Below are 21,677 nucleotides of genomic sequence, written 5' to 3'. Positions count from 1 at the left end.
GGGCGGCATGTACTCGACTACCCCTACGCATCAACGGATGTGAGAACCCTTCATGACTTCACCCGCCACGACTTCCACCGTCAATGAGGCCGCGAGGCCGGCCGACCTCGGATTGAACCACCCCGGTTCGGCGGTCCGGCACCTGCGAGCCGCCGGGGTCAGCGTGGTGATCGACTGCCGCGGGCCGCGTCTACCGCGCATCGTGCACTGGGGCGCCGACCTGGGCGATCTCGACCGGACCACGCTGGACAACCTGGTTCGAGCCGATGTGCAGGCCGTGGTCAGCAATGTTCCCGACCAACCGATCAGCCCTGGACTGCTCGCCGAACACTCGACCGGCTGGTTGGGACTGCCCGGCCTGCTCGGACACCGTGCCGGCCATCAGTGGTCGACCCTGTTCGACGTGACGACCGTCAGCTCGAGCAACGACCGGGACGGAACCCGACGCGTCGTCGTCGACGCAGCGGATCCGGACGCCGGCCTGCGCCTCGTGCTGACCCTGGAGCTGTTGCCGGCCGGGGTGCTTCGCACCCGAGCCACCCTGACGTCGATCGCCGACCAGGCCGGCGCGCCCTACACCGTCGACGGGCTGGCCCTGTCGCTTCCGGTCCCGACCCGTGCCACCGAACTGCTCGATTTCACCGGCCGGCACCTGCGGGAACGGCATCCGCAGCGCCGCCGGTTCGATGTCGGCAGTTGGGTCCGCGACAACCGCCGCGGCCGCACCGGAGCCGACGCCACGATGCTGTTGGCCGCTGGCACGCCCGGTTTCGGCTTCGGCCACGGTGAGGTCTGGTCGGTGCACACCGCCTGGAGCGGCAATCACCGCACGATCGCCGAGCGCAGTCCGAACGGACACGCCGTGCTGTCCGGCGGGGAACTGTTGCTGCCTGGCGAGATCACCCTGGGGCCGAGCGAGTCGTACACCACGCCATGGATCTACGGTTCCTACGGCGGTGCCGGCCTGAACGCCGTGGCCGACCGCTTCCACGCCTTCCTGCGGGGGCGGCCGCAGCATCCCCGCAGCCCGCGTCCGGTCATCCTGAACACCTGGGAATCGGTGTACTTCGACATGGACTTGCCGACGCTGATCGCGCTGGCCGAGGCCGGCGCCGAGGTGGGTGTCGAACGGTACGTGCTGGACGATGGCTGGTTCACCGGCCGCCGCGACGACACCGCCGGGCTGGGCGACTGGCAGGTCGACCGCGACGTCTGGCCCAATGGCCTCAAGCCCTTGGTGGATCGGGTCACCAAGCTCGGCATGCAGTTCGGCATCTGGATTGAACCCGAGATGATCAATCCCGACTCCAATCTCGCCCGCGCGCACCCGGAATGGATGCTGTCCACCGGGCACCGGCTGCCCATCGAATCACGGCACCAGCAGGTGCTGGATCTGGCCAATCCGGGCGCGTTCGACTACATCCTGGGCAGCCTGGACGACCTGCTCAAGAAGCACGACATCAGTTACCTCAAGTGGGACCACAACCGGGATCTGATCGACGCCGGGCACAGTCCGGACGGTCAGCCGGCCGTGCACGACCAGACCCTGGCCGTGTACCGGCTGATTGACGAACTGCGCCGCCGCCACCCCGGGGTCGAGATCGAGTCATGCTCCTCCGGCGGCGCCCGAGTCGATCTGGAGGTGCTGCAGCGCACCGATCGGGTTTGGACCAGCGACTGCATCGACGCCCTGGAACGGCAGACGATCCAGCGCTACACCGGGCTGCTGGTGCCGCCGGAGATGCTCGGCGCCCACATCGGCACCGGCCAGGCGCACACCACCGGACGCCGGCACAACCTGTCCTTCCGGGCCGGCACCGCCCTGTTCGGCCACATGGGAATCGAGGCCAACCTGACCAGCATGTCGGCCGCCGAGCGAGCTGAACTGGGCGAATGGGTTGCCCTGCACAAGAAGCTGCGGCCGCTCCTGCACACCGGCCGGGTGGTCCGTTTCGACGACGTCGACCCCTCGCTGATGGTGCAGGGTGTCTACGCGGCCGACCTTTCCCAAGCCGTGATCAGCATCGCCGCGATCGCGACCGCCGACAGCGCCCCGATCGGCCGGCTCGTCATTCCCGGCCTGGATCCGGACGCGCCCTATCACCTGGAGCTGCTGCCGCCCGGCGATGTCATCCAGGGCGAGGACGCCGAGCGCCGCAACGGCAACAACAAGCACCTGCCACCGTGGCTCGTCACCGGGACCGACCTGACCGGCGCGGCGCTGACCTACGCCGGGGTGCAGCTGCCCGATCTGCTTCCCGAGCAGCTGCTGCTGCTGCGCGTCACCCGGGTATGACCTCCGCCGAGGAGCCAGCGGGCCGGACCATGCCGCTGCTGGATGGCGAGTTGTGGTGGGGCGGCGCGGTCGCCGACGGGACCGTCATGCCGTTCGGTGTCGGCTCCCGGCACCACCGGGACCTGTCGACCAACGCGGGGTTTGTCGGTGATCCCGCCGCGGGAGCGAACCAGTCTGCGCCATTGCTGGTCTCGAGCCGGGGGCGGTACGTGTGGTCGGCTCAGGCGTTCGCGTTCGGCTTCGCCGACGGTCAACTTGCCGTTTCCGGCACCGATGTCGTGGTGGGCGAGGGTGATACCCCAACGCTGGCGGGGGCTTTCCGCGCCGCCCGGGTGAACTTCCCCGCGCTGGGCCGGGCCCCGGCGGCCCCGCTATTCGCCGGGCCGCAGTACAACACGTGGATGGAGCTGCCGTACCGGCCCACCCAGGACGGTGTGCTGGCCTACGTCCGGGGGCTGCTGGACGCCGGGTTCCCGCCCGGGGTGGTGATGATCGACGATCGCTGGAGCGTCGACTACGGAGTCTGGCGCTTCGATCCGGCCGCGTTCCCGGACCCGTCCGGCATGATCTCGACCCTGCATGATTGGGGCTGCCCGGTGATGCTGTGGGTGGTGCCCTTCATCAGCCCGGATAGTGCGACGTTCCGGGACCTGGCCGGCCGGGGGCTGCTCATTCGCCGACCGCACGGTGAGATCGCCGTCCGGCAGTGGTGGAACGGGTACAGCGCGATGCTCGACCTGACCACACCCGACGCGATCGCCTGGTTCACCGGCGAGCTGGACGAACTCCGCGAGCGGTATGGGGTGGACGGCTTCAAGTTCGACGCGGGCGACCTGCGCGACTACCGGCTCGACGACGTGACGGCGAAAAGTGCGACCCCCACCGAGCTCTGCGAAGCCTGGGCGCGCGTCGGGCTGCGGTACTCGTTCAACGAATACCGCGCCGGCTGGAAGATGGGTGGCTCCCCACTCGCGCAACGTCTGCACGACAAACCGCCGACCTGGGACGGCCACGGGCTGGCCTCGCTCATCCCCGAGTCGATCGCCCAAGGTCTGATCGGCCACCCGTTCGTCTGCCCGGACATGATCGGCGGCGGCGACCTGGCCGCCGCCGCGGCCGGCGTCGATCAGGAACTGTTCGTCCGCTACGCCCAGCTCGCCGCACTGCATCCGATGATGCAGTTCTCTCTGGCCCCGCACCGGGTGCTGGACGCCGATCATCTGATGGCGGTGCGACAGGCCGTCGACCTGCGCCAAACGCTGCTGGCCGAGCTGACCGCAATGGTCCACGACGCCGCCCGCACCGGTGAGCCCATCCTGCGGTCGCTGGCCTACGACGATCCCGACGACCCCGGCACCACCGACCAGTACACCCTCGGCGGCGACATCCTGGTCGCGCCGGTTCTGGAGCCTGGTGCGACGACCCGGCGGGTCCGATTTCCCGCCGGGTGCTGGGTGGCCCCGGACCGAGCCCGATTCGATGGTCCGGACGTGCGGTCCATCCCCGTCACGCTGACCTCAGTTCCCTGGTACCGGCGCGCATGATCACCACGCAGGCTGCCAGTCAGCCCAACATATTCAAACATCCGCAACCACGCTTTCTGTTCGTATCTGTTGACTTATCGGGAAGTGCAGCCGACAATAGGACGGTGAGTTTCACGTGCCCCCCAGTGACAGTGACGTCAATACCCGTCCGCCCAGGCCGGCCGATCCGCCTCGGTCGCCAGCCGCTCGGCTCCGCCCGGCAGCACCTGAACCTGGGCGGTCACCAATGAAGGCGCTGGTCGTCGGCGGGGCGGGCTATGTCGGCTCGGTGGTCACCCGGCTCCTGCTCGCGCAGGGCCACCAGGTGGTCGTGCTGGATGACTGCTCCACTGGCCATGCCGACTCGATCCCCGCCGGTGTCGACTTTATCGAGGCCGACATCACAACAGCAGGAGGCGTTCTCGCCGGCGCCGGGTTCGACGCGGTCCTGCACTTCGCGGCGAAGTCGCTGGTCGGGGAATCGGTGGGTCATCCCTCGCTGTACTGGCGCACCAACGTGTCCGGCACCCGCGCCCTGCTCGACGCGATCACCGAGCATCGAGTGCCGACCCTGGTGTTCTCCTCCACGGCGGCCACCTACGGCGAACCGGACGCCGTGCCCATCACCGAGGACGCCCCCACCCGGCCCACCAACACCTATGGCGCGACCAAGCTCGCGGTCGACATGATGATCACCGGCGAATGCGCGGCCACTGAGCTGGCCGCGGTGTCCCTGCGCTACTTCAACGTCGCCGGGGCCGCGCTCGGTGCCGGCGAGCGGCACGCGGTGGAGACCCATCTGATCCCCAACGCGCTTGGTGCCGTCGCCGGCACCAAGGACCCGCTGACCGTGTTCGGCGACGACTGGCCCACCCCGGACGGCACCCCGATCCGTGACTACGTCCACGTGCTGGACCTGGCCCGGGCCCACGTCCAGGCCCTGACCGGGGCCGCGCCCGGCGAGCACCTGATCTGCAACCTGGGCAGCGGCGACGGCTACTCCGTCCGCGAGGTCCTGACCACCATCGAACAGGTCACCGGCACACCCGTTCCGCACTCGGTCGGCCCCCGCCGGGCCGGCGACCCGACCCGACTCGTCGCCTCCAACGACCGGGCCCGGCAACGGCTCGGTTGGGCACCGCAGCTGACCTTGGCCGACATGGTCACCGACGCATGGCAGTTCGCCTCCGATGGGACAACCACCCGATGAACACCACGACCGTGTCCGACCTGTTCCGTCGCAGTTACGGCCGGAAACCTGACGGGGTGTTCTCCGCGCCCGGCCGGGTCAACCTGATCGGCGAGCACACCGACTACAACGGCGGCCTGGTGCTGCCGTTCGCCATCGACGCCCGCGCTCACCTCGCCGCCGGCCGGGCCGACTCCGGGGCCATCCGAATCATGTCCGCGCAGAAACCGGGTGAGTTCAGCCAGGTCCACCTTGACGATGTTCGGCCTGGCTCCCCGGCCGTCGCCGGGTGGCCCGGCTACCTGCTGGGGGCCATTTGGTCGCTGCAGCAGACCGGTCGCCCGATCGAATCGGTCGACCTGGTCCTGGACTCCCAGATACCCGCCGGAGCTGGTCTGTCATCCTCGGCCGCGGTGGAATGCGCCACCGTGCTGGCAGTTTCCGCGCTGTCCGGCTACTCGATGGACCCGCTCACCATCGCCCGCATCGCGCAACGGGCCGAGAACGACTTCGTCGGGGTGCCCTGCGGCCCGATGGACCAGACCGCGTCCGCCGCCTGCGCCGAAGGCTCGGTACTGCTGTTCGACACCCGATCAGGTAGCACCGAGAACATCTCGTTCGATCCCGCCGCGCACGACCTCACGGTGCTGGTCGTCGACACCCAGGTCGCTCACTCCCTCGCCGACGGCGAGTACGGCAAGCGGCGCACCTCCTGCGAGTTGGCCGCCGAGATCCTGGGCGTCACCCAACTTCGGGAGGTCACCGTCGACGACCTGCCCGCCGCGCTGAGCAAGCTCCCCGACGACGAGCTGCGCCGCCGGCTCCGGCACGTCGTCACCGAGAACGACCGGGTGGAAAGCACCGTCGAGCTGCTGCGGGCCGGTCGGATCACCGACATCGGCCCGTTGCTCACCGCCTCGCACGCCTCCCTGCGCGACGACTACGACGTCTCCTGTGCCGAACTCGACGCTGCTGTGGACACGGCACTGACGGCCGGCGCCCTCGGCGCTCGGATGACCGGCGGAGGGTTCGGTGGGTCGGTCATCGCGCTCGTCCCGACCGATCTGACCGACCACGTCGGTGCCGCGGTCGTCTCCGCCTTCGCCGGGCACGGCTTTCGACCGCCGGTCCTACGCCGGGTCAGCCCCGCGCAGGGTGCCCGGCGGGAGAACTGAACGGAAACCGAAGCTTCCGGCCGGGACGGGTCCGGCCGGCGGCCACCATCACACGCTGTTGATCAACACGTTCGTAGACAAGGAGTTCGCGCATGGTGGTCGACGGCCTCGAGCAGTCGCGCGCGCTGATGCAAAAGGCCGGCGTCGGCTCGGCCGCGATCGCCGCGTTCGCCCATTCCTACCGGCAACTGGCCCGAGGGGAGACCGGCCTGCTCCGGGAGGACGATCTCGAGCCGGTCATCGACCTGCCGCGACTCGACGACCTGGACATCGACCCGGAGCTGGCTCGAACTGCCCTGGCGGCGACCGTGGTGGTCAAGCTCAACGGCGGCCTGGGCACCTCGATGGGCATGGACCGAGCAAAGTCCTTGCTCCCGGTCCGACCGGACCGCACCTTCCTGGACATCATCGCCGAGCAGGTGCTCGAGCTGCGCCATCGGTTCGCGGTGCCGTTGCCGATCACGTTCATGAACAGCTTCCGGACATCGGCCGACACCATGCGGGCACTGGCCCGGTACCCGGACCTGGCCGTCGACGGAATTCCGTTGGAGTTCCGGCAGAACCGTGAACCCAAGCTGCGGGCGGACGACTTGACCCCGGTGCACTGGCCGGCCGACCCGGACCTGGAGTGGTGCCCGCCCGGGCACGGCGACATCTACACCGCCCTGTACGGGAGCGGACTGCTGCACCTGCTGTTGGACCAGGGGTTCCGATACCTGTTCGTATCCAACGCGGACAACCTGGGCGCCCGCCCGGACCCGCGGTTGGCGGCCTGGTTCGCCGGGTCCGGTGCGCCGTACGCCGCCGAGCTGAGTCGCAAGACCGACGCCGACCGTAAGGGTGGCCAGCTGGTGCGGCGCCGGTCCGACGGCCAGCTGATCCAGCGGGAAACCGCGCAGACCCGACCGGAAGACCTTGCGGTCTCGCTCGACGCGACCCGACACCCGTTCTTCCACACCAACAACCTGTGGATGGACCTGCGCGCACTCGACCAGACCCTCCGTCGCAGCGACGGGGTCATGGGACTGCCGATCATCCGCAACGTCAAGACCGTCGATCCGACCGACCCCACCTCGCCCGAGGTCATCCAGATCGAGACCGCGATGGGCGCCGCCGTGGGCGTCTTCCCCGGCGCGGTGGCCATCGAAGTGCCACGGGACCGGTTCCTGCCCGTCAAGACCACCAGCGACCTGCTGGTGCTCCGCTCGGACGCCTACCGGATCACCGAGGACATCGAACTCCGGTTGGCCGAAAGCCGAACGAGCGCACCCTTGGTCGACCTGGATCCGGCCTACAAGCTGGTCGGCGACTTCGACCGGCTGTTCCCGCACGGGGCCCCGTCACTGGTCTCCTGCGATCGGCTCGCCGTGCACGGCGCCTGGACCTTCGGCCGGGACGTCATCGTCCGAGGATCGGTCACCGTGCCCGCCGACCACGCCCCGGGCACGATTGCCGACGGCACGATCCTGCAGTGATGAGCCCTCACCCTGCTCCCCCGCGGGTGGCGGTCACCGACCCACTTCCCACCGCCGCCCTCCCTCTTCCTCCGATCGACATGGAGCAACCTTCATGACACGCCGCGCGAAGATCGTCTGCACCTTGGGTCCGGCCACCTCGTCGGAGGAGGCGATCGCCGCTCTGCTGGACGCCGGGATGAACGTGGCCCGGATGAATTTCTCGCACGGTGATTACGCGGACCACGAAGTGATCTACCACCGGCTGCGGGATGCGGCCAGGTCTTCCGGCAAGGCGTTGGCCATCATGGCCGACCTGCAGGGCCCCAAGATCCGCCTCGGCCGGTTCGCCGACGGCCCGCACGACTGGAACACCGGCGACACGGTGACCATCACGGTGCAGGATGTCGTCGGCTCCAAGGACCGGGTGTCCACCACCTACAAGGGCCTGGCCCGGGACGCCCGCCCGGGTGACCGTCTGCTGATCGACGACGGCAAGGTCGGCCTGGTCGTCACCGCCGTCGACGGCGACGACGTGACCTGCTCGGTCACCGAGGGCGGCCCCGTCTCCAACAAAAAGGGCATCTCGCTGCCCGGCATGAACGTCTCGGTGCCGGCCATGTCCGAGAAGGACATCGCCGACCTGAAGTTCGCGCTGTCCCTGGGTGTCGACGTGATCGCGCTGTCCTTCGTCCGCTCGCCGACCGACGTCGACCTGGTCCGCAACGTGATGGACGAGGTCGGGGCCGATCGCCGCCCGGTCATCGCCAAGCTGGAAAAGCCCGAGGCCGTCGCCAATCTCGAAGCGATCGTGCGCGCGTTCGACGGAATCATGGTCGCCCGCGGCGATCTGGGCGTCGAGCTGCCGCTGCAGCAGGTGCCGCTGGTCCAGAAGCGCGCCGTGCAGGTGGCCCGGGAGAACGCCCGCCCGGTCATCGTCGCCACCCAGATGCTCGACTCGATGATCGAGCACTCTCGCCCGACCCGGGCCGAGGCCTCGGACGTCGCCAACGCCATCCTGGACGGGGCCGACGCGGTCATGCTGTCCGGGGAGACCTCCGTCGGCAAGTACCCGATCATCGCCGTCAAGACCATGGCCCGGATCATCGAGGCCGTCGAGACCGAGTCGGTCGCCGCCCCCGCGCTGACCCACACCCCGCGAACCCGTGGTGGCGTGCTGTCTTTCGCGGCCCGCGACATCGCCGAGCGGATCGACGCCAAGGCTGTCATCGCGTTCACCTTCACCGGTGACACCGTGCGCCGGATGGCCCGCCTGCACACCGGGCTGCCGGTCATCGCGTTCACCCCGAAGGAAGAGGTGCGCAACCAGCTCGCGTTGACCTGGGGCGTGCGGACCTTCGTCACCCCGCCGGTGGACACCACCGACGAGATGGTCGAGCAGGTCGACCAGGCCATGTTGGAGATCCCCGGGTTCGAGCCCGGCGACACCGTGGTCATCGTGGCCGGCGCGCCGCCGAACACCTCCGGTTCCACCAAGCTCATTCGGGTGCACCGGCTGGGGCATCACGACTGAGCCGACGACTGCTCGACCGCACCGACCAGCATTTCGTCAGACCCGATCCCCGGTGGTGCGGGAGAATGTCCGGTCAGGCCCGGTCGAGACCGATTGATGGAAATCAGTCACCCATGATCGAATGGCAGCCGCGGTGACGATTCCGCCGGCACGAGCGGCGCTGACCCACCCAGGAGGCATTGGCCGCCGCGGCTGGGGCGTCCTGGTCCTGGCAGTCACCGTGGTCGTCGCGATCACGGCCCCGGTCGCTCTCGGCATCGCCAGGCACACGGTCGGCCAAGTCATTCGACAACCGATTACACCAATTCCCCACACCGGTGACTGCGTCCTGTCTGCGATCGAGCCCGCCGGATCCGCCTTACAGTTCATGGTGGGCACCATCGCGACGGCCTGGATCGGTACATGCGCCAGCCAGAACGACCAGCCGATCAACGCCGGCGAGATTGTCTCGATCACTCCGGATCGGCGGGCCTTCCCCCGCATCGGGTCGACCGCGACGGAATCACCGGATCCGCGGACATGCCAGGCGGCCGCCGCCGACTACGTGGAATGGCGGCTCTTCAGAGTTAGCAGGGCTTCGCGTGGCTGGTTGACGCCCGGGATTTCCGGGTGCAGGCGTAGCGTACCCGGCGCTTCTGGTTGTCCTGGTTGCGGAAGCCGAAGGCGATCCGGCCGATGTGTTTGACGATCCGGTTGTAGCCCTCGGTGCGGCCGTTGCTGATCCCGGTGTGCAGCCCGGCGATGATCGAGTTCTGCCAGGCGTGCACCGTCCACGCCAGCCGCCGCAGCTGCGCGACCCCGGAGTCGGCGCAATGCAGATAGAACGCGGTCAGCGCGTTGAAGATCCGTCCGCGGTCCGGGTTCGTGCCAGCCAGCTTGAGCAGCTTGCGGAGCAGTTCCTTGCCCTGCCAGCACTTCTCAAGGCCGCCGGACGGGTCCGCCCGACGCATCGCATCCTGCACCTTGGCCAGCTCGTCGTCGGTCAGGGACTCCGCGGCCCGCAGCAGCCGGTTCCGTTGCGCCCACTCCGGGTCGCTCTTGCGGCCCCGCCGGCCACGCAGCGCCCAGGCCAACTCCCGCCGGTAGTCGGTGACCGCCTTGTTGGCCAGGGCGGACAGATGGAACCGGTCCACGACCACGACAGCATCGGGCAGGGCCAGCCGGGCGGCCCGGGCGTAGGTCGCGCTGGTGTCCATCGAGATGTGGGTGATGTTGGCGAGCCAGTCCGGGTCCTGCGCCTGCAGCCACTCGATGAGGACCTTGCTGGTGCGGCCGTTGACCTGCGCGAACAGCCCGCCGTTGCCGCTCAGATCGACCAGGCCGGTGTCGAAGCGGTCCACCCAGGTCTTCGCCCCGGTGGTGGGGTCGGTCTCGTAGTGGGCCTTGCCGCGGCGGGTCTCGTCGACGCCCAGCACGGTCACCGGCGGCGGCTGCTCGGGCAACACCTGCGCGGCGTGCGCGACGAACGCGTCGTGCGCAACGCGCCAGTCCATGCCGAATTCGGCCGCCACACCGGACACCGGCCGGGTGTGGTCGCCGATCGCCTCGGCCGCCAGTCGGCGGGCCCGGGTGGTGATCCGGGCCCGGGCGGGGATCTGCTCGGGCAGGCACTCGGTGAACACCTTCCGCTCGCAGCCGTCGACCTGGCAGCGCCATTTGCGTTTGCGCCACAACAGGATCGGCCGATCCTCGCCCAGCCGGACGTCCCGCGGGCGGGTCGTCACCCACGCCTTCGGCGACCTCGACTGCTCACCGCACTCCGGGCACCAGCCGGCCAGCTGCGGGTCGGTCGAGCAGTGCACGACCCGTCGGCCGACGTCGTCGCGGACGACCTGGTCGACGACCAGCCCGTCGATGTCCAACAGCAGCGAACTACTCTGGTCCATGCTCGTGGTCCTTCGGCAGGTTGCGTAGAGAACAACCAGTTTCGAAGGCCACGAGCCCTCATCTCACCCGACACGCCGCCGCAGGTCGGAGGCCCGGAGCCCTATCAAGTCCGAAGACCCGGAATGGCCCGACCGGTCGTGGGCGCCGGCGTCGACCCGGAATATCGTGCTGATGGGTCCCGACGCAGCGCAATATCTGACCGGGCAGCAATGGCTGGCCTGCGCGATCCTTCCGGTGTAGGACGGATACACGGGTTCCATTCGTGGCGGATCGAGCCACTCCGCCGCCGACGCCTACGGCCAGTGCCGATCGACGGGCCTCACCGAGGCGCAGCCAGTCTCCTGCAACCAGCCACACCAGATCGAGATCTTCGGAACCGCCCTGGGCGGCAGTACCGACCACGACACGCTTGTCGCGTCCTGCACCGCCCTGCTGTCCTCGGTCACCGATATGCCCGATCCGACCGCGGGCGGCCAGCTCGACGTGCGGATCGAGCGAGACCGGGCCCTCGGCACACGCAACTGCGAGATCAACACCTCAAGCGGCCGCACGATGCAACACAGCCTGCTGAACTGGGGCCCCCAGCCGCTCCCGTGGTCATGAAAGTCCACCGCCCCGCCGCGAACTCCCCCGGACCGCGTGCGCTCGCGGACTACCGTTGTTCGGAATCGGGCGAAGTGGGCTCGTGATCGCCGTCGCCGATCTCTGTGGCGGCGGCACTCTCCAGCGGTTCGGCACTGCCAACCGCGCCAACCGCGCCGGCCGCGTCGTCGCCGAAAGCGACCTCGATGTCAGCGGGCGGAGCGGCCTTCGACGGGGCCGTTGCGCCCTGGGCGGGCGGGTACCCGGTTCCATCAGCGTGCGCAGCGTCGGCAGGGGTCATGGTGTGGCCTTTCTCGGCATCGGGTCTCGGAATCGGGTGAACCATGCGCGAAGGTGCGGAACGACGGCCGCTCCCACGGCGGTGACGCGCATGTGCCTGGGCAGTTCCCCGTTGGACGGGTCGACAATCCCCTGCCCCGATCGGCCGATGGCCGCCCGAGCAATCCGGACCGGCACCGACCGCAGGGTGCCGATCACCAGCGACTCAGCCGGGCCGGGTGAGCTGGGCGACCAGCTCGGTGCGTTGCCCGTCGGAGAAGTCGGGTAGCGCCAGGCCGACCATCGGCGCCTGCCGGTCGTCGATCCCGGTGAACCGCTCGATCCCCAGCAGCCGGACCAGGGCGGCGATCACGAAGTCGCGGCGCGCAAAGGTCTTGCCCAGGAAGGGGTCGACGAATTCTCCGGGGTCGCCAAGGTGTGCGCGCAGCGCGCGCGTCACCGCCGCCTCGTCCCGGGACCGGGCCGGATAGCCGCGATAGCCGGCCCGGCCCAGCAGGTAGGCCGCGGTCGGCATCAGCGCCGGCGAGTTCAGGGCGCGCATCAGCACCTCGTCGACGTGGTCGTCGGCGCGTTGCCCGACCACGTGCAGCAGGGCCAGCGCGGCCACCGGATCGGCCGGGCCGGCCTGGTCGATCGCCTCGTCGATAGCCTTGGCCACCATCGGCGTGACGGCCGGATCCGGTGCGGACACCAAGCCCTGGCCCGCGGTCGTCGTGTACGGCAGGTAGGCCTTCTCGCCGAAGCCCACCGCCGCCACCGGATCGGCGCGGATCGCCTCGATTTCGGCCGCCAACGCGCGGCGCAGGGCATCGTCCATCGGTCAGTGCACCCACACCTGGACCCGGCGATTCTTGCTTTCATTGGTACCGGTCGTGGTCGCGACCCGGGCCCAGTCGGCGCCGTAGCTCTGCACCTCCAGGCGCGCGGCGTCGATGCCCTTGGAGACCAGGTAATCCCGGGCATTCTCGGCCCGCTTCAGACTCAGCGCCATGTTCACCTTCGCCCCGCCGGTGAGATCCGCCGCTCCCCCGAGTTGGGCGCGCAGCGCGGCGTTGCCCTGCAGCTTGGTCACCACGGAGTCCAGCTGGGTCTTGTGCGCGTCCTTGAGATCGGCCTTGCCGATGTCGAAGTCGTCGAGGATCTCAGCGTACTTCGCGGCGTAGTACTGATCCATCGTGGCGCCCCAGGCCGCCGACGGCGTATCGGTCACGTCCGCGTCCTTGGCGCCCGTGAGCACGATCGGCGCGTTCTCCTTGTCCTCGATCTTGAAGCCCCACAGGATCGCGCCCAACGGCTCGCGCGTCTCGAGCACCATCGGCACCGATTCGAACGACAGCTCCGAGTCGCCCTTTCCGGCGCGGGGCGCGGGCGCCTCCGGGGTGTCGTCCATCGTCGCCGAGGTCGACACCCCGGTCTTGGTCGACGATGCCCCGACCCGCCGCCCGGGCGACTCGTTGGCCCAGGACTTGGTCGCCTGGTCCCATTCCGCTCCGTAGAAGGGGTCGTTCTCGGTGTCGACGAGGTGATCGATACGGTGCTTGGAGGTCGGATCCTCGAACGGCTGGAACTTGGCCTTGTTGCGGGCCGGGTCGGCCTCGGTCCCACCGGCATAGGCCAGGTCGGAGCCGATCTTGTTGATCACCGTCTGCCCGTAGCTGACCGTCTTCGCGTCGACCTTGGTCGCGTCGGGCTTGAAGTCCAGGTCGATCCGCGCGCTCTGGTGATTGGCCGGGGCCAGCGTCCAGGTGAGGTCACCCTTGAGCAGGGTCTTGGTCCCCGTCAGCGCCGGCGGTAACGGCAGGGTGGGGTCCTTGGGCGCCTTCTCCGGCGCACCGGCGCCGCTGGGATCGGTCGGGGCGGTCGGCCCCGTTCCGGATGCGCCGCCGGGTGCTTGCTGCTGTTGCCGGGCGGCGGCGGGCGAGAACGCCTCACCCAGCATCGCGTTGAGCGACTCGTCGACGTTCCCGGCGGCGAACCAGCTGACGACCTGCTGAGCCAACCCCGGGTTGGCGGCCAGCATGGCGCGCAGGCCGGCCGGGCTGCCGGCCTTGGTGGCCAACCCCTCGACGGGGGACGCGGCGACCGCGCCCGCCGCGTCCCGGCTCACCACCTCGCGCCCGGCGGCGCGTTGCAGGACGCCGGCCACCGCGGCGTTGCCCGCGGAACGTTGCCACCGCAGCACCGCCGAGGCCGGCCGACCGGCCGCGCGCTCCGAGCGGTGATCCGGGACCGCGGAGAACCGCTCGTGTGCCCTCATGAATCGAGTATCCGCAGTCTGACCGGCAATTCGGAGCGACGGCCGGAAGACGGCCGGAACTCTGCCCCAAAGGGAAAAACCGGACAAAGGCCTGCGCGGGCCACCCATCGACTGACGGCCGCAGGTGACTGGGCCGCCTGGATCGGTGCCGGCCCGAATTTGTCAGCATTTGTTGACGATGGCGACGCGTCAGCTTATGCTGACACCATGACCGAGACCGATCACGCCGCCACCGAATTGGCCGGCGCGCTGGACAGCGCCGACCCGGCCGTCGGGTTGCGCGCCGTGGCTTCCCTCCGGATCCTGCTGGAGCGCCTGGAGGCGCTGCACGTCGCCGGCGCCCGCGCCCGCGGCTGGTCCTGGCAGGAGATCGCCGATCAGCTCGGCGTCACCAAACAAACCGTCCACCGCAAGCATCATCGGAGGATCTGACATGTTCGAACGGTTCACCCGGGACGCGCGCACCGTCGTGGTCGCGGCCCAGGAAACGGCGCGGTCGCTGGCGGACTCCGAGATCCGGGCCACCCACCTGCTGCTCGGCCTGACCCAACCCGAACAGCGCACCGCCGCCCTGCTCGCCGAGCACGGTCTGGATCGCGACCGCATCCTGCGCCGGGTCGCCGGGCGACACCGCGGCGGGCTGGACGAGTCGGCCCTGTCCGCACTCGGCATCGATCTGACGGCCATCCGGTCCAGTGTCGAGTCGACCTTCGGCCCGGGGGCGCTGGACGCCGATCCGCGGTCGCGACGCCGCGGGCCGGGCCGACGCCGGTTGTTCGCGGGGCACCTGCCGTTCACCGCCGGCGCCAAGAAATCGCTCGAACTCGCCCTCCGGGAGGCGATTCGACTCGATCACGGGGCGATCGACACCGAGATGGTGTTGCTCGGCATCCTCCGGTCGGACGACCTGGAGATCCGGCAGCTGCTGGCGGAATCCGGCGTGGACGTCGCGGCGCTGCGCCAGGCGACCGAAAGCCGCCGCGGCCACGCGGCCTGATGGCCGGCCCGGCCCGGTGCGGTCACCGTGGTGGCGACCCGGTGGGTCGGCCGGCGGTCAGTTGTCGGCCAGCGCGGTCCATTCACTCCACGGGATGGCCCAGTCGAAGATGTCGCCGTCGGCCGGGGACAGCTGGACGCTGGTGCCGGTGACCTCGACCGGATCGCCGTAGATGGCCGTTTGGAAGTAGGCCTGCGCGTCCTGCGCGGACAGGTTGATGCACCCGTGGCTGACGTTGTCCACCCCTTGATCGGCGACGGTGGCCTGGTTCTGGTGGATGAACTCGCCGTTGTCGCTGATCCGCACCGCCCAGTGCTCGGTGACGTCGGTGTAGCCGTAGGCGGGGTTGCTCATCGTGGTGGTTTCCTTCTTGTCCATCACGATGTGGGTGCCGGAACGGGTGACCCGGTTCGGGTCGCCGATGACGTCACCGCTGCCGTACGACGCGTCATAGGTCGCGACCGTGACCCCGTCCTGCTGGACCACCATGGTGTGGGCGTTGGCGTCGGCCTTGACCACCTGATTGCGCCCGATGGTGAAGTCGCTGGTCACGGTGTCCCCACCGAAGGTGCCGCCACCCAGGTCCAGGCCGTACAGATCGGAGGAGACGTGCACCGTGGTGCCGGCGGGCCAGTACTGCTTGGGCCGCCAGTCCAGCGATGGCCAGCTGTCGCCGTCGTGGGTCACCCACGCCCAGGCACCCTCGACCTGCGGGGTGGTGGTGATCGTGACGTGCTGCTGGATCAGCGAGCGGTCCACCGGTTCGGAGCCGAACCGGATGATGACCGGAGCCGCCACCCCCACCACCGCGTCATCCCCGGGGGAGATCTTGCTGGTCATCTTCTCGGCCGGGCTCACGGTGCTGTAGCTGCCCTGGATCGGGACCGCCTTGCCGTCCGAGCCCATCGCCGTCCCGGTCACGGTGTACGTCTTGCCGTAACCCAGAGGTTCGGCGAGCGTCCAGGACGTCCGGTCCGCCGACAGCGTTCCCTTCACCTCGGCCCCGGTGGGGCTGGTCAGCGTGAGCGCGCTGATGGTCCCCTGGGCGACGGAGAGGGTGACCGGCTGCACCGGTGACAGGTCGGTCGCATCCAGCGCGGGCGACGACGTCACCGCCGCGACCGGGGTGGCCTCCGCCGCCGGCACGGCCTGACCGCCCAGCGGCCCGGCACAGGCACCGGTCACGGCCAGGACGGCCGCGGCAACCACTGCGGCCACGACCCGGACCGGGCGCCTCGGGTGCATCATTCGCTGTCCTCCACCTCGTCGAATTCGGCGGACCCCGGCCAATAACGAGGATTCACGCCGACCAAGAGACGTCGCCGATGGGAATGCGTTGGCCCGCCCCGCGGTGACCAAGCCCACTGCCGGCACCCGTCGACGCGCGTACCCGCTGCGGCGACCCCCCTCCCGTCCGGTGACGGCGAACCCGGGACCTTTGACCCCTACCGAATGGCTGGTCACGCGTATAGCGTATTGGTCGTGCGTATAGTCCCCGGCTCCCACGACCGACCGGCGGCGGACCTGACGGCTCGGGCCAAGGTGCGTGATGCCGCCATCGCCGCGTTCGCCGAACAGGGCTTCGATGCCTCGTTCCGGGTCATCGCCGCGCGGGCCGGGGTCTCCCCCGGCCTGATCACCCATCACTTCGGCTCGAAGGAGCAGTTGCGCGCGGAGTGCGACGCCGAGGTGCTCCGCCAGTACCGGGCGCTGAAGTCCAGCAGTATCGCCAACCCGAGCGGCTACCTGTTCCAGCACCTGGCCGAGCCGGGGCCGGCGGCCCAGCTGACGGTGTACATGCTGCGGGCCATCCATGCCGGCGGGCGGCCGGCCCAGGATTTCCTGGAGCACCTGATCGACGGCGCCCGCGAGGTGATGGCGGCCAGCGTGGCGGCCGGACTGGTCCGGCCCTCGCGCGATGAGGAGGCCCGCACCCGCTATCTGGCCTTCCAGACGATGGGGGCGATGCTCATCCAGTTCCTGACCATGCCCGACCCGTCGCCCGAGGCGTTCGTGGAATCGATCCGCAACAGCCGGCAGAACCAGATTCTGCCCACGCTGGAACTGTTCACCGACGGACTGCTGGTCGATCGCAGCATGCTCGAGGACTACCTGGGCTATCTCGAGCGCGCCCCCGACACCGCCACCGCCGCAGGCGATCCCGACTCCCGGACCGCCTGACGGCACCGCCTGACGCCTATTGGCCCACTCACCCAAGGACACAGCATGAGCACTCCAATGGCGGTCGAGATCCAAGGACTGACAAAGTCTTTCGGCCATGCCCAAGCGTTGCGCGGCCTCGACCTGCAGGTCCCCACCGGACAGGTCACCGGCTTCCTGGGGCCCAACGGCTCCGGGAAAACGACCACCATCCGCATCCTGCTCGGCCTGCTCAAGGCCGACGGTGGTCGGGTGTCGATGCTCGGCGGCGATCCGTGGTCGGACGCGGTGCGTCTGCACCGGCACATCGCCTATGTGCCCGGCGATGTCACGCTCTGGCCCAATCTCACCGGAGGTGAGGCGATCGACATCCTGGGCCGGCTGTCCGGTTCGCTCGACCCGCAGCGTCGCCGCGCGATGCTCGAACGGTTCGAGCTCGATCCGACAAAGAAGGCCCGCACCTATTCGAAGGGCAACCGGCAGAAGGTCGCACTCGTGGCCGCGCTGGCCTCGGACGCGGAGCTGCTGCTGCTCGACGAGCCGACCAGCGGACTGGATCCGATCATGGAGACCGCCTTCACCGAGTCGATCCGTGAGGTCAAGGCCCAGGGTCGATCGGTCCTGCTGTCCAGCCACATCTTCGCCGAGGTGGAGAAGCTGGCCGACCGGGTGGCCATCATCCGCGAGGGCGTCACCGTCGAGGCGGGCACCATGGCGCAGCTGCGCCATCTGACCCGCACCCAGGTGACCGTGGTGCTGGACCGGGGTGCGGACGACCTGGCCGCCCTGCCCGGCGTCCACGACTTCGCGAACACCGACGGGCACGTCACCTTCGCCGTCGACGAGACCGAACTGCCCGGTGTGCTGGCGGCGGTGGCGGCCCGCCGGCCGCGCTCGCTGGTGGCGAACCCGCCCTCGCTGGAGGAGCTGTTCCTGCGCCACTACGGCGACGAGCTGGCCGGCCTGGGCGCCGGGAGCGGGCGATGACCGCCACCGTGTCCGGCCCCCGGACCGAACGGTCGCCGGCCCGGGGCCGGACCCCGGCGGACGGTTATCACGGCCTCGGCGCGATGATCCGCCTGGTCCTGCGCCGCAACCGGGTGCGACTGATCGTCTGGGTGGTCGTGCTGGTCGGGATGTACCAGTACATCGTCAGCTACTACAAGACCGTCTTTCCCGATCAGCGGGCCCTCGACGCCTTCGCCACGCTGTCCAACACTCCGGGAATCAAGGCGCTCACCGGGCTTTCGCCGGCGGCCAGCACTATGGGGGGCGCGGTCTGGACCAAGGGCTGGATGACCGTGGTCCTCGCGCTGGCGATCGGCGTGGTCTTCCTGGTCACCCGCACCGGCCGGGCCGACGAGGAAGCCGGGCGCACCGAACTGCTGCGCTCGCGGGTCCTGGGGGTGCACGCCTACTCGATGGCCGCCTGGCTGGTCACCGGGGCCCTGTGCGTGGTGATCGGCGTGCTGCTCGCGGTGGTCTCCATCGGCGGGTCGCTGGATCCGGCCGGCACGGGCATCACCGGGTCCCTGATTCTGGGCGGCTCGGTGGCCGGCATCGGGCTCGTCGGCCTGGGCGTCGGCGCGGTCGCCGGGCAGGTGTCGACGACCTCGCGGGGGGCCAACTCGCTGGGCGCCGGCGTGATCATCGCCGCGTACGTGTTCCGCATGATCGGCGACATGGGCAACGGCGTGCTGTCGTGGTTCTCGCCGATCGGCTGGGGCCAGCAGATGCAGCCCTACGGCGGCAATCGATGGTGGCCACTGCTGTTGCTGCTCGGGCTCACCGCGGTGCTGCTGGTGGCGGCGAGCCAGCTTGAGGCCCGGCGCGACATCGGCGCGGGGCTGCTGCCCCAGCGACCCGGCCGGGCCGGGGCACCGGCCCGCTACGGCACGCCGTTCGGGTTGGCCCTGCGACTGCAACGCAATCCGATCATCGGCTGGACGATCGCCATCGTGCTCGGCGGCGCGCTCATGGGTTCGGTCGTGGAGGCGATGACCGATCTGCTCGCCGACGCCGGACCCGGTGCCGAGAACCTCTTGCGCGGAACCGGTGTCACCGCCCTGCTGGCTTTGCTGGTCAGCATGATGGCGCTGATCACGGTCGTCTTTGCCCTGCAGACCACGGTGTCGCTGCGGGCCGACGAGGCGTCCGGAATCATCGAGCCGCAGCTTGCCGGGGCACTGTCGCGCCGGCGGTGGGCGCTGGAGCGGCTGGCCATTCCGACGGTCTGGTCGGCGGTGTTGCTCGCCCTCGGCGGGTTCGTCATCGGCGAGGTGTACGGCGCCGCCATCCATGACTCGACGCAGGGCGGGCGGCTGGCGCTGGCTGCGCTGGCCTACTGGCCCGCGGTCATGGTGTTCGTCGGGCTCGCGGTCCTGCTCTGGGGTTACCTGCCGCGGGTGGCGACTCCCATCGCCTGGGGCGTCATGGCCGCGATGTGGTTCATCACCATGTTCGGCGAGGTGTTCCGCCTCCCCCAGTGGTTCCTGGACCTGCTGCCGCTGTCCGCGACCCCCTACGCCCCGCTCGAGCCGATGGCCTGGGCCCCGTTGGGCATCATGACCCTCGTCGCGCTCGCGCTGACCTGGATCGGTCTCGACCGGTTCGCTCGCCGGGACATCCAGCCGGCCTGAGCCTGGATTCACCGGTGGGGTGGAGCCGGCGCGGCGCGTTTAACGCAAGAGGGTGCTCCTGACCTGCACGATCACGGTTACCACACCAAAGATCACGCAAGCCCAGGGAGCACCCTCTTGGTGACGAAGTCTTGCACACTGGACCGCTTGTCCGTACGCGCTGACGAGGACAGTGTCGTGTCCGATGCCGGGTTGCTGGTCGCGGCAACTTTGGCCCAACGGCTGGATCTGGCCGGTTTGTTGCGTGAGCACGTCACGGTGCCCGGGAGCGTGGGCGCCCACCCGGACCGCAAGTGCCTGACCGTCGTCCATTCGCTGCTGGCCGGCGGTGACTGCATCGATGACGTGAACGCTTTGCGGGCGGGCTCGACCAGCGCAGTGCTGGGACACCGGGTCGCGGCGCCGTCCACGGTCGGCACGTTCCTCCGCGCTTTCGGCTTCGGACACGCCCGCCAACTGGACGTGGTGACCCGCCGCCTGCTGACCCGAGCTGTGACCGCCGGCGCACATCCACAGTTCGGTCGGTCGGTCACCGTCGATATCGACTCGACCCTGTGTGAGACGTTCGGGCTGGCCAAGGACGGTGCCCGGGAAGTCATGCGGACCGGGCGCCGCGGCTACCACCCGCTGCTGGCAGTGATCTCCGGGACCGGCGATATCGCGCATGCCCGGCTCCGGCGGGGCCGTTCCAACGACGCCACCGCGGCACCGCTGTTCATCAACGAAACGATCTCCCGGCTGCGTCAGGCCGGCGCCACCGGGCAGATCGTGCTGCGCGCCGACTCCGGCTTCTATCTGCACGACGTCGTCGCGGCCTGCCGGGCCGCCGATGTGCGGTTCTCGATCGGCGCCCGGATGATCGGGCACCTACGAGGACAGATCGAGGCGATCCCGGACGAGCAATGGCAGCCGATCGAGTACTTCCTGCCCGGCGCCGGGGTCGCCGAGATCCCGTACACCCCGTTCGCCCAGGACACCCACGGCCGCGACCGGACCGACACCGTCCCGCTACGACTGATGGTGCGGCGCACCCCACCCACCCAGGCCCAGGTCCGCAACCGCGGCCAGGACACCGACCAGGCAGCGTTGTTCCCGGTCTACGACTACCACCCGATCATCACCGACCGGGACGGCGACCTGCGCGACCTGGAGGCCGACCATCGCCGGCACGCCGAGGTCGAGCTCACCATCCGGGACCTCAAACACGGCATGGGTCTGGCGCACTTGCCGACCAAAAGCTTCGGCGGGAACGCCGCCTGGCTGATCTTGAACACCATCGCCCACAACCTCACCCGCTGGATCACCCGCCTCGGCTTTGACCAAGGCCACCGGATGACCAAGAACATCCGCCGCCGCGTGTTCAACCTCGCCGGCCGGCTGGTCCGCACCGGCCGACGCACCACCCTGCGGCTACCCAGTCGCTGGCCCTGGGCCCACGCCATCATCACCGCCATCAAACGGCTCCGCGACCTACCCGCGGCGACCGGATAACCCAGCCAGGACCACGACCCCACACTCAGGAACCAGGAGAAGCCGGACCGACCGGCAACTCAACCCTGCCCAACCTCGAAATCGGACACCCCGCCCCAAGATCCACCCGAGCCGACCGACCCACCAACGCAATCGGTGGATTCAGGCTGAGGCGGGGGCAGACCACAGTCGACGGCACGCGGCTGCCCGCACG

At 69.6% G+C, this 21,677-nt stretch carries 16 protein-coding genes and 1 pseudogene; 12 read left to right on the top strand and 5 right to left on the bottom strand.

The genetic code is table 11. The features are described 5' to 3' along the window. Window positions 1–52 precede the first annotated feature (52 nt). From NAMU_RS08835 to pyk, 6 genes are all read left to right on the top strand, one after another. On the top strand, window positions 53–2,296 hold the full coding sequence (locus NAMU_RS08835) for an alpha-galactosidase (protein ID WP_015747063.1): 2,244 nt from the start codon (window positions 53–55) through the stop codon (window positions 2,294–2,296). Beyond that, on the top strand, window positions 2,293–3,840 hold the full coding sequence (locus NAMU_RS08830; protein ID WP_015747062.1) for a glycoside hydrolase family 31 protein: 1,548 nt from the start codon (window positions 2,293–2,295) through the stop codon (window positions 3,838–3,840). The genes NAMU_RS08835 and NAMU_RS08830 overlap by 4 nt, the downstream gene beginning before the upstream one ends. Before the next feature lie 226 nt (window positions 3,841–4,066). Further along, window positions 4,067–5,029 carry a UDP-glucose 4-epimerase GalE gene (galE, locus tag NAMU_RS08825; RefSeq protein WP_015747061.1) on the top strand — a complete coding sequence of 321 codons (963 nt, stop codon included), beginning with the start codon at window positions 4,067–4,069 and terminating at the stop codon, window positions 5,027–5,029. Beyond that, window positions 5,026–6,183 (top strand): galactokinase, encoded by a 1,158-nt coding sequence (galK, locus tag NAMU_RS08820; RefSeq protein ID WP_015747060.1) that lies wholly within the window; start codon window positions 5,026–5,028, stop codon window positions 6,181–6,183. Before galE ends, galK begins: the two co-directional genes overlap by 4 nt. 92 nt (window positions 6,184–6,275) lie before the next feature. Continuing rightward, window positions 6,276–7,658 carry a UTP--glucose-1-phosphate uridylyltransferase gene (locus NAMU_RS08815; protein ID WP_015747059.1) on the top strand — a complete coding sequence of 461 codons (1,383 nt, stop codon included), beginning with the start codon at window positions 6,276–6,278 and terminating at the stop codon, window positions 7,656–7,658. A gap of 94 nt (window positions 7,659–7,752) precedes the next feature. After that, the gene (gene pyk, locus NAMU_RS08810; RefSeq protein ID WP_015747058.1) at window positions 7,753–9,171 is read left to right on the top strand and encodes a pyruvate kinase; all 1,419 of its coding nucleotides are present in this window, start codon (window positions 7,753–7,755) and stop codon (window positions 9,169–9,171) included. 566 nt (window positions 9,172–9,737) lie between these two features. On the opposite strand, the pseudogene NAMU_RS08805 reads toward pyk, so the two are convergent. From NAMU_RS08805 to NAMU_RS27165, 4 genes and pseudogenes are all read right to left on the bottom strand, one after another. Further along, window positions 9,738–11,119: pseudogene (locus NAMU_RS08805) on the bottom strand (ISL3 family transposase). Between the two features lie 591 nt (window positions 11,120–11,710). Then, window positions 11,711–11,941, bottom strand: coding sequence for a hypothetical protein (locus NAMU_RS29150; protein ID WP_138180033.1), 231 nt, complete (start codon window positions 11,939–11,941; stop codon window positions 11,711–11,713). Between the two features lie 204 nt (window positions 11,942–12,145). Further along, a complete protein-coding gene (locus NAMU_RS08795; RefSeq protein WP_015747056.1) occupies window positions 12,146–12,757 on the bottom strand; it encodes a hypothetical protein in 612 nt (203 codons plus the stop codon). 3 nt (window positions 12,758–12,760) lie between these two features. Next, window positions 12,761–14,197, bottom strand: coding sequence for an OmpA family protein (locus tag NAMU_RS27165; RefSeq protein ID WP_015747055.1), 1,437 nt, complete (start codon window positions 14,195–14,197; stop codon window positions 12,761–12,763). 207 nt (window positions 14,198–14,404) lie between these two features. On the opposite strand from NAMU_RS27165, the gene NAMU_RS08785 reads away from it, so the two are divergent. Beyond that, window positions 14,405–14,629, top strand: a complete 225-nt coding sequence (locus NAMU_RS08785; protein WP_015747054.1) for a helix-turn-helix domain-containing protein — start codon at window positions 14,405–14,407, stop codon at window positions 14,627–14,629. Window position 14,630: 1 nt separating this feature from the next. Beyond that, window positions 14,631–15,194 carry a Clp protease N-terminal domain-containing protein gene (locus NAMU_RS08780; protein WP_015747053.1) on the top strand — a complete coding sequence of 188 codons (564 nt, stop codon included), beginning with the start codon at window positions 14,631–14,633 and terminating at the stop codon, window positions 15,192–15,194. Window positions 15,195–15,251: 57 nt separating this feature from the next. On the opposite strand, the gene NAMU_RS08775 is transcribed toward NAMU_RS08780, so the two are convergent. Further along, complete coding sequence (locus NAMU_RS08775; RefSeq protein WP_245544874.1) at window positions 15,252–16,412, bottom strand: L,D-transpeptidase; 1,161 nt, start codon at window positions 16,410–16,412, stop codon at window positions 15,252–15,254. Window positions 16,413–16,676: 264 nt separating this feature from the next. On the opposite strand from NAMU_RS08775, the gene NAMU_RS08770 reads away from it, so the two are divergent. The 4 genes from NAMU_RS08770 (at window position 16,677) to NAMU_RS08755 (ending at window position 21,484) form a co-directional block, all read left to right on the top strand. Further along, on the top strand, window positions 16,677–17,375 hold the full coding sequence (locus NAMU_RS08770) for a TetR/AcrR family transcriptional regulator (protein ID WP_015747051.1): 699 nt from the start codon (window positions 16,677–16,679) through the stop codon (window positions 17,373–17,375). A 45-nt stretch (window positions 17,376–17,420) separates the two neighbouring features. After that, a complete protein-coding gene (locus NAMU_RS08765) occupies window positions 17,421–18,341 on the top strand; it encodes an ABC transporter ATP-binding protein (protein WP_015747050.1) in 921 nt (306 codons plus the stop codon). Beyond that, the gene (locus tag NAMU_RS08760; RefSeq protein ID WP_015747049.1) at window positions 18,338–19,993 is read left to right on the top strand and encodes an ABC transporter permease; all 1,656 of its coding nucleotides are present in this window, start codon (window positions 18,338–18,340) and stop codon (window positions 19,991–19,993) included. The genes NAMU_RS08765 and NAMU_RS08760 overlap by 4 nt, the downstream gene beginning before the upstream one ends. Window positions 19,994–20,113: 120 nt before the next feature. Next, a complete protein-coding gene (locus tag NAMU_RS08755; protein ID WP_015745776.1) occupies window positions 20,114–21,484 on the top strand; it encodes an IS1380-like element ISNml1 family transposase in 1,371 nt (456 codons plus the stop codon). Window positions 21,485–21,677 lie beyond the last annotated feature (193 nt).

Origin of the sequence: Nakamurella multipartita DSM 44233 (genome assembly GCF_000024365.1) — a bacterium.
Classification (GTDB): domain Bacteria; phylum Actinomycetota; class Actinomycetes; order Mycobacteriales; family Nakamurellaceae; genus Nakamurella; species Nakamurella multipartita.
Note: the sequence above shows the minus strand (reverse complement) of the source record. Positions and strands in the feature narration are given on the sequence as shown.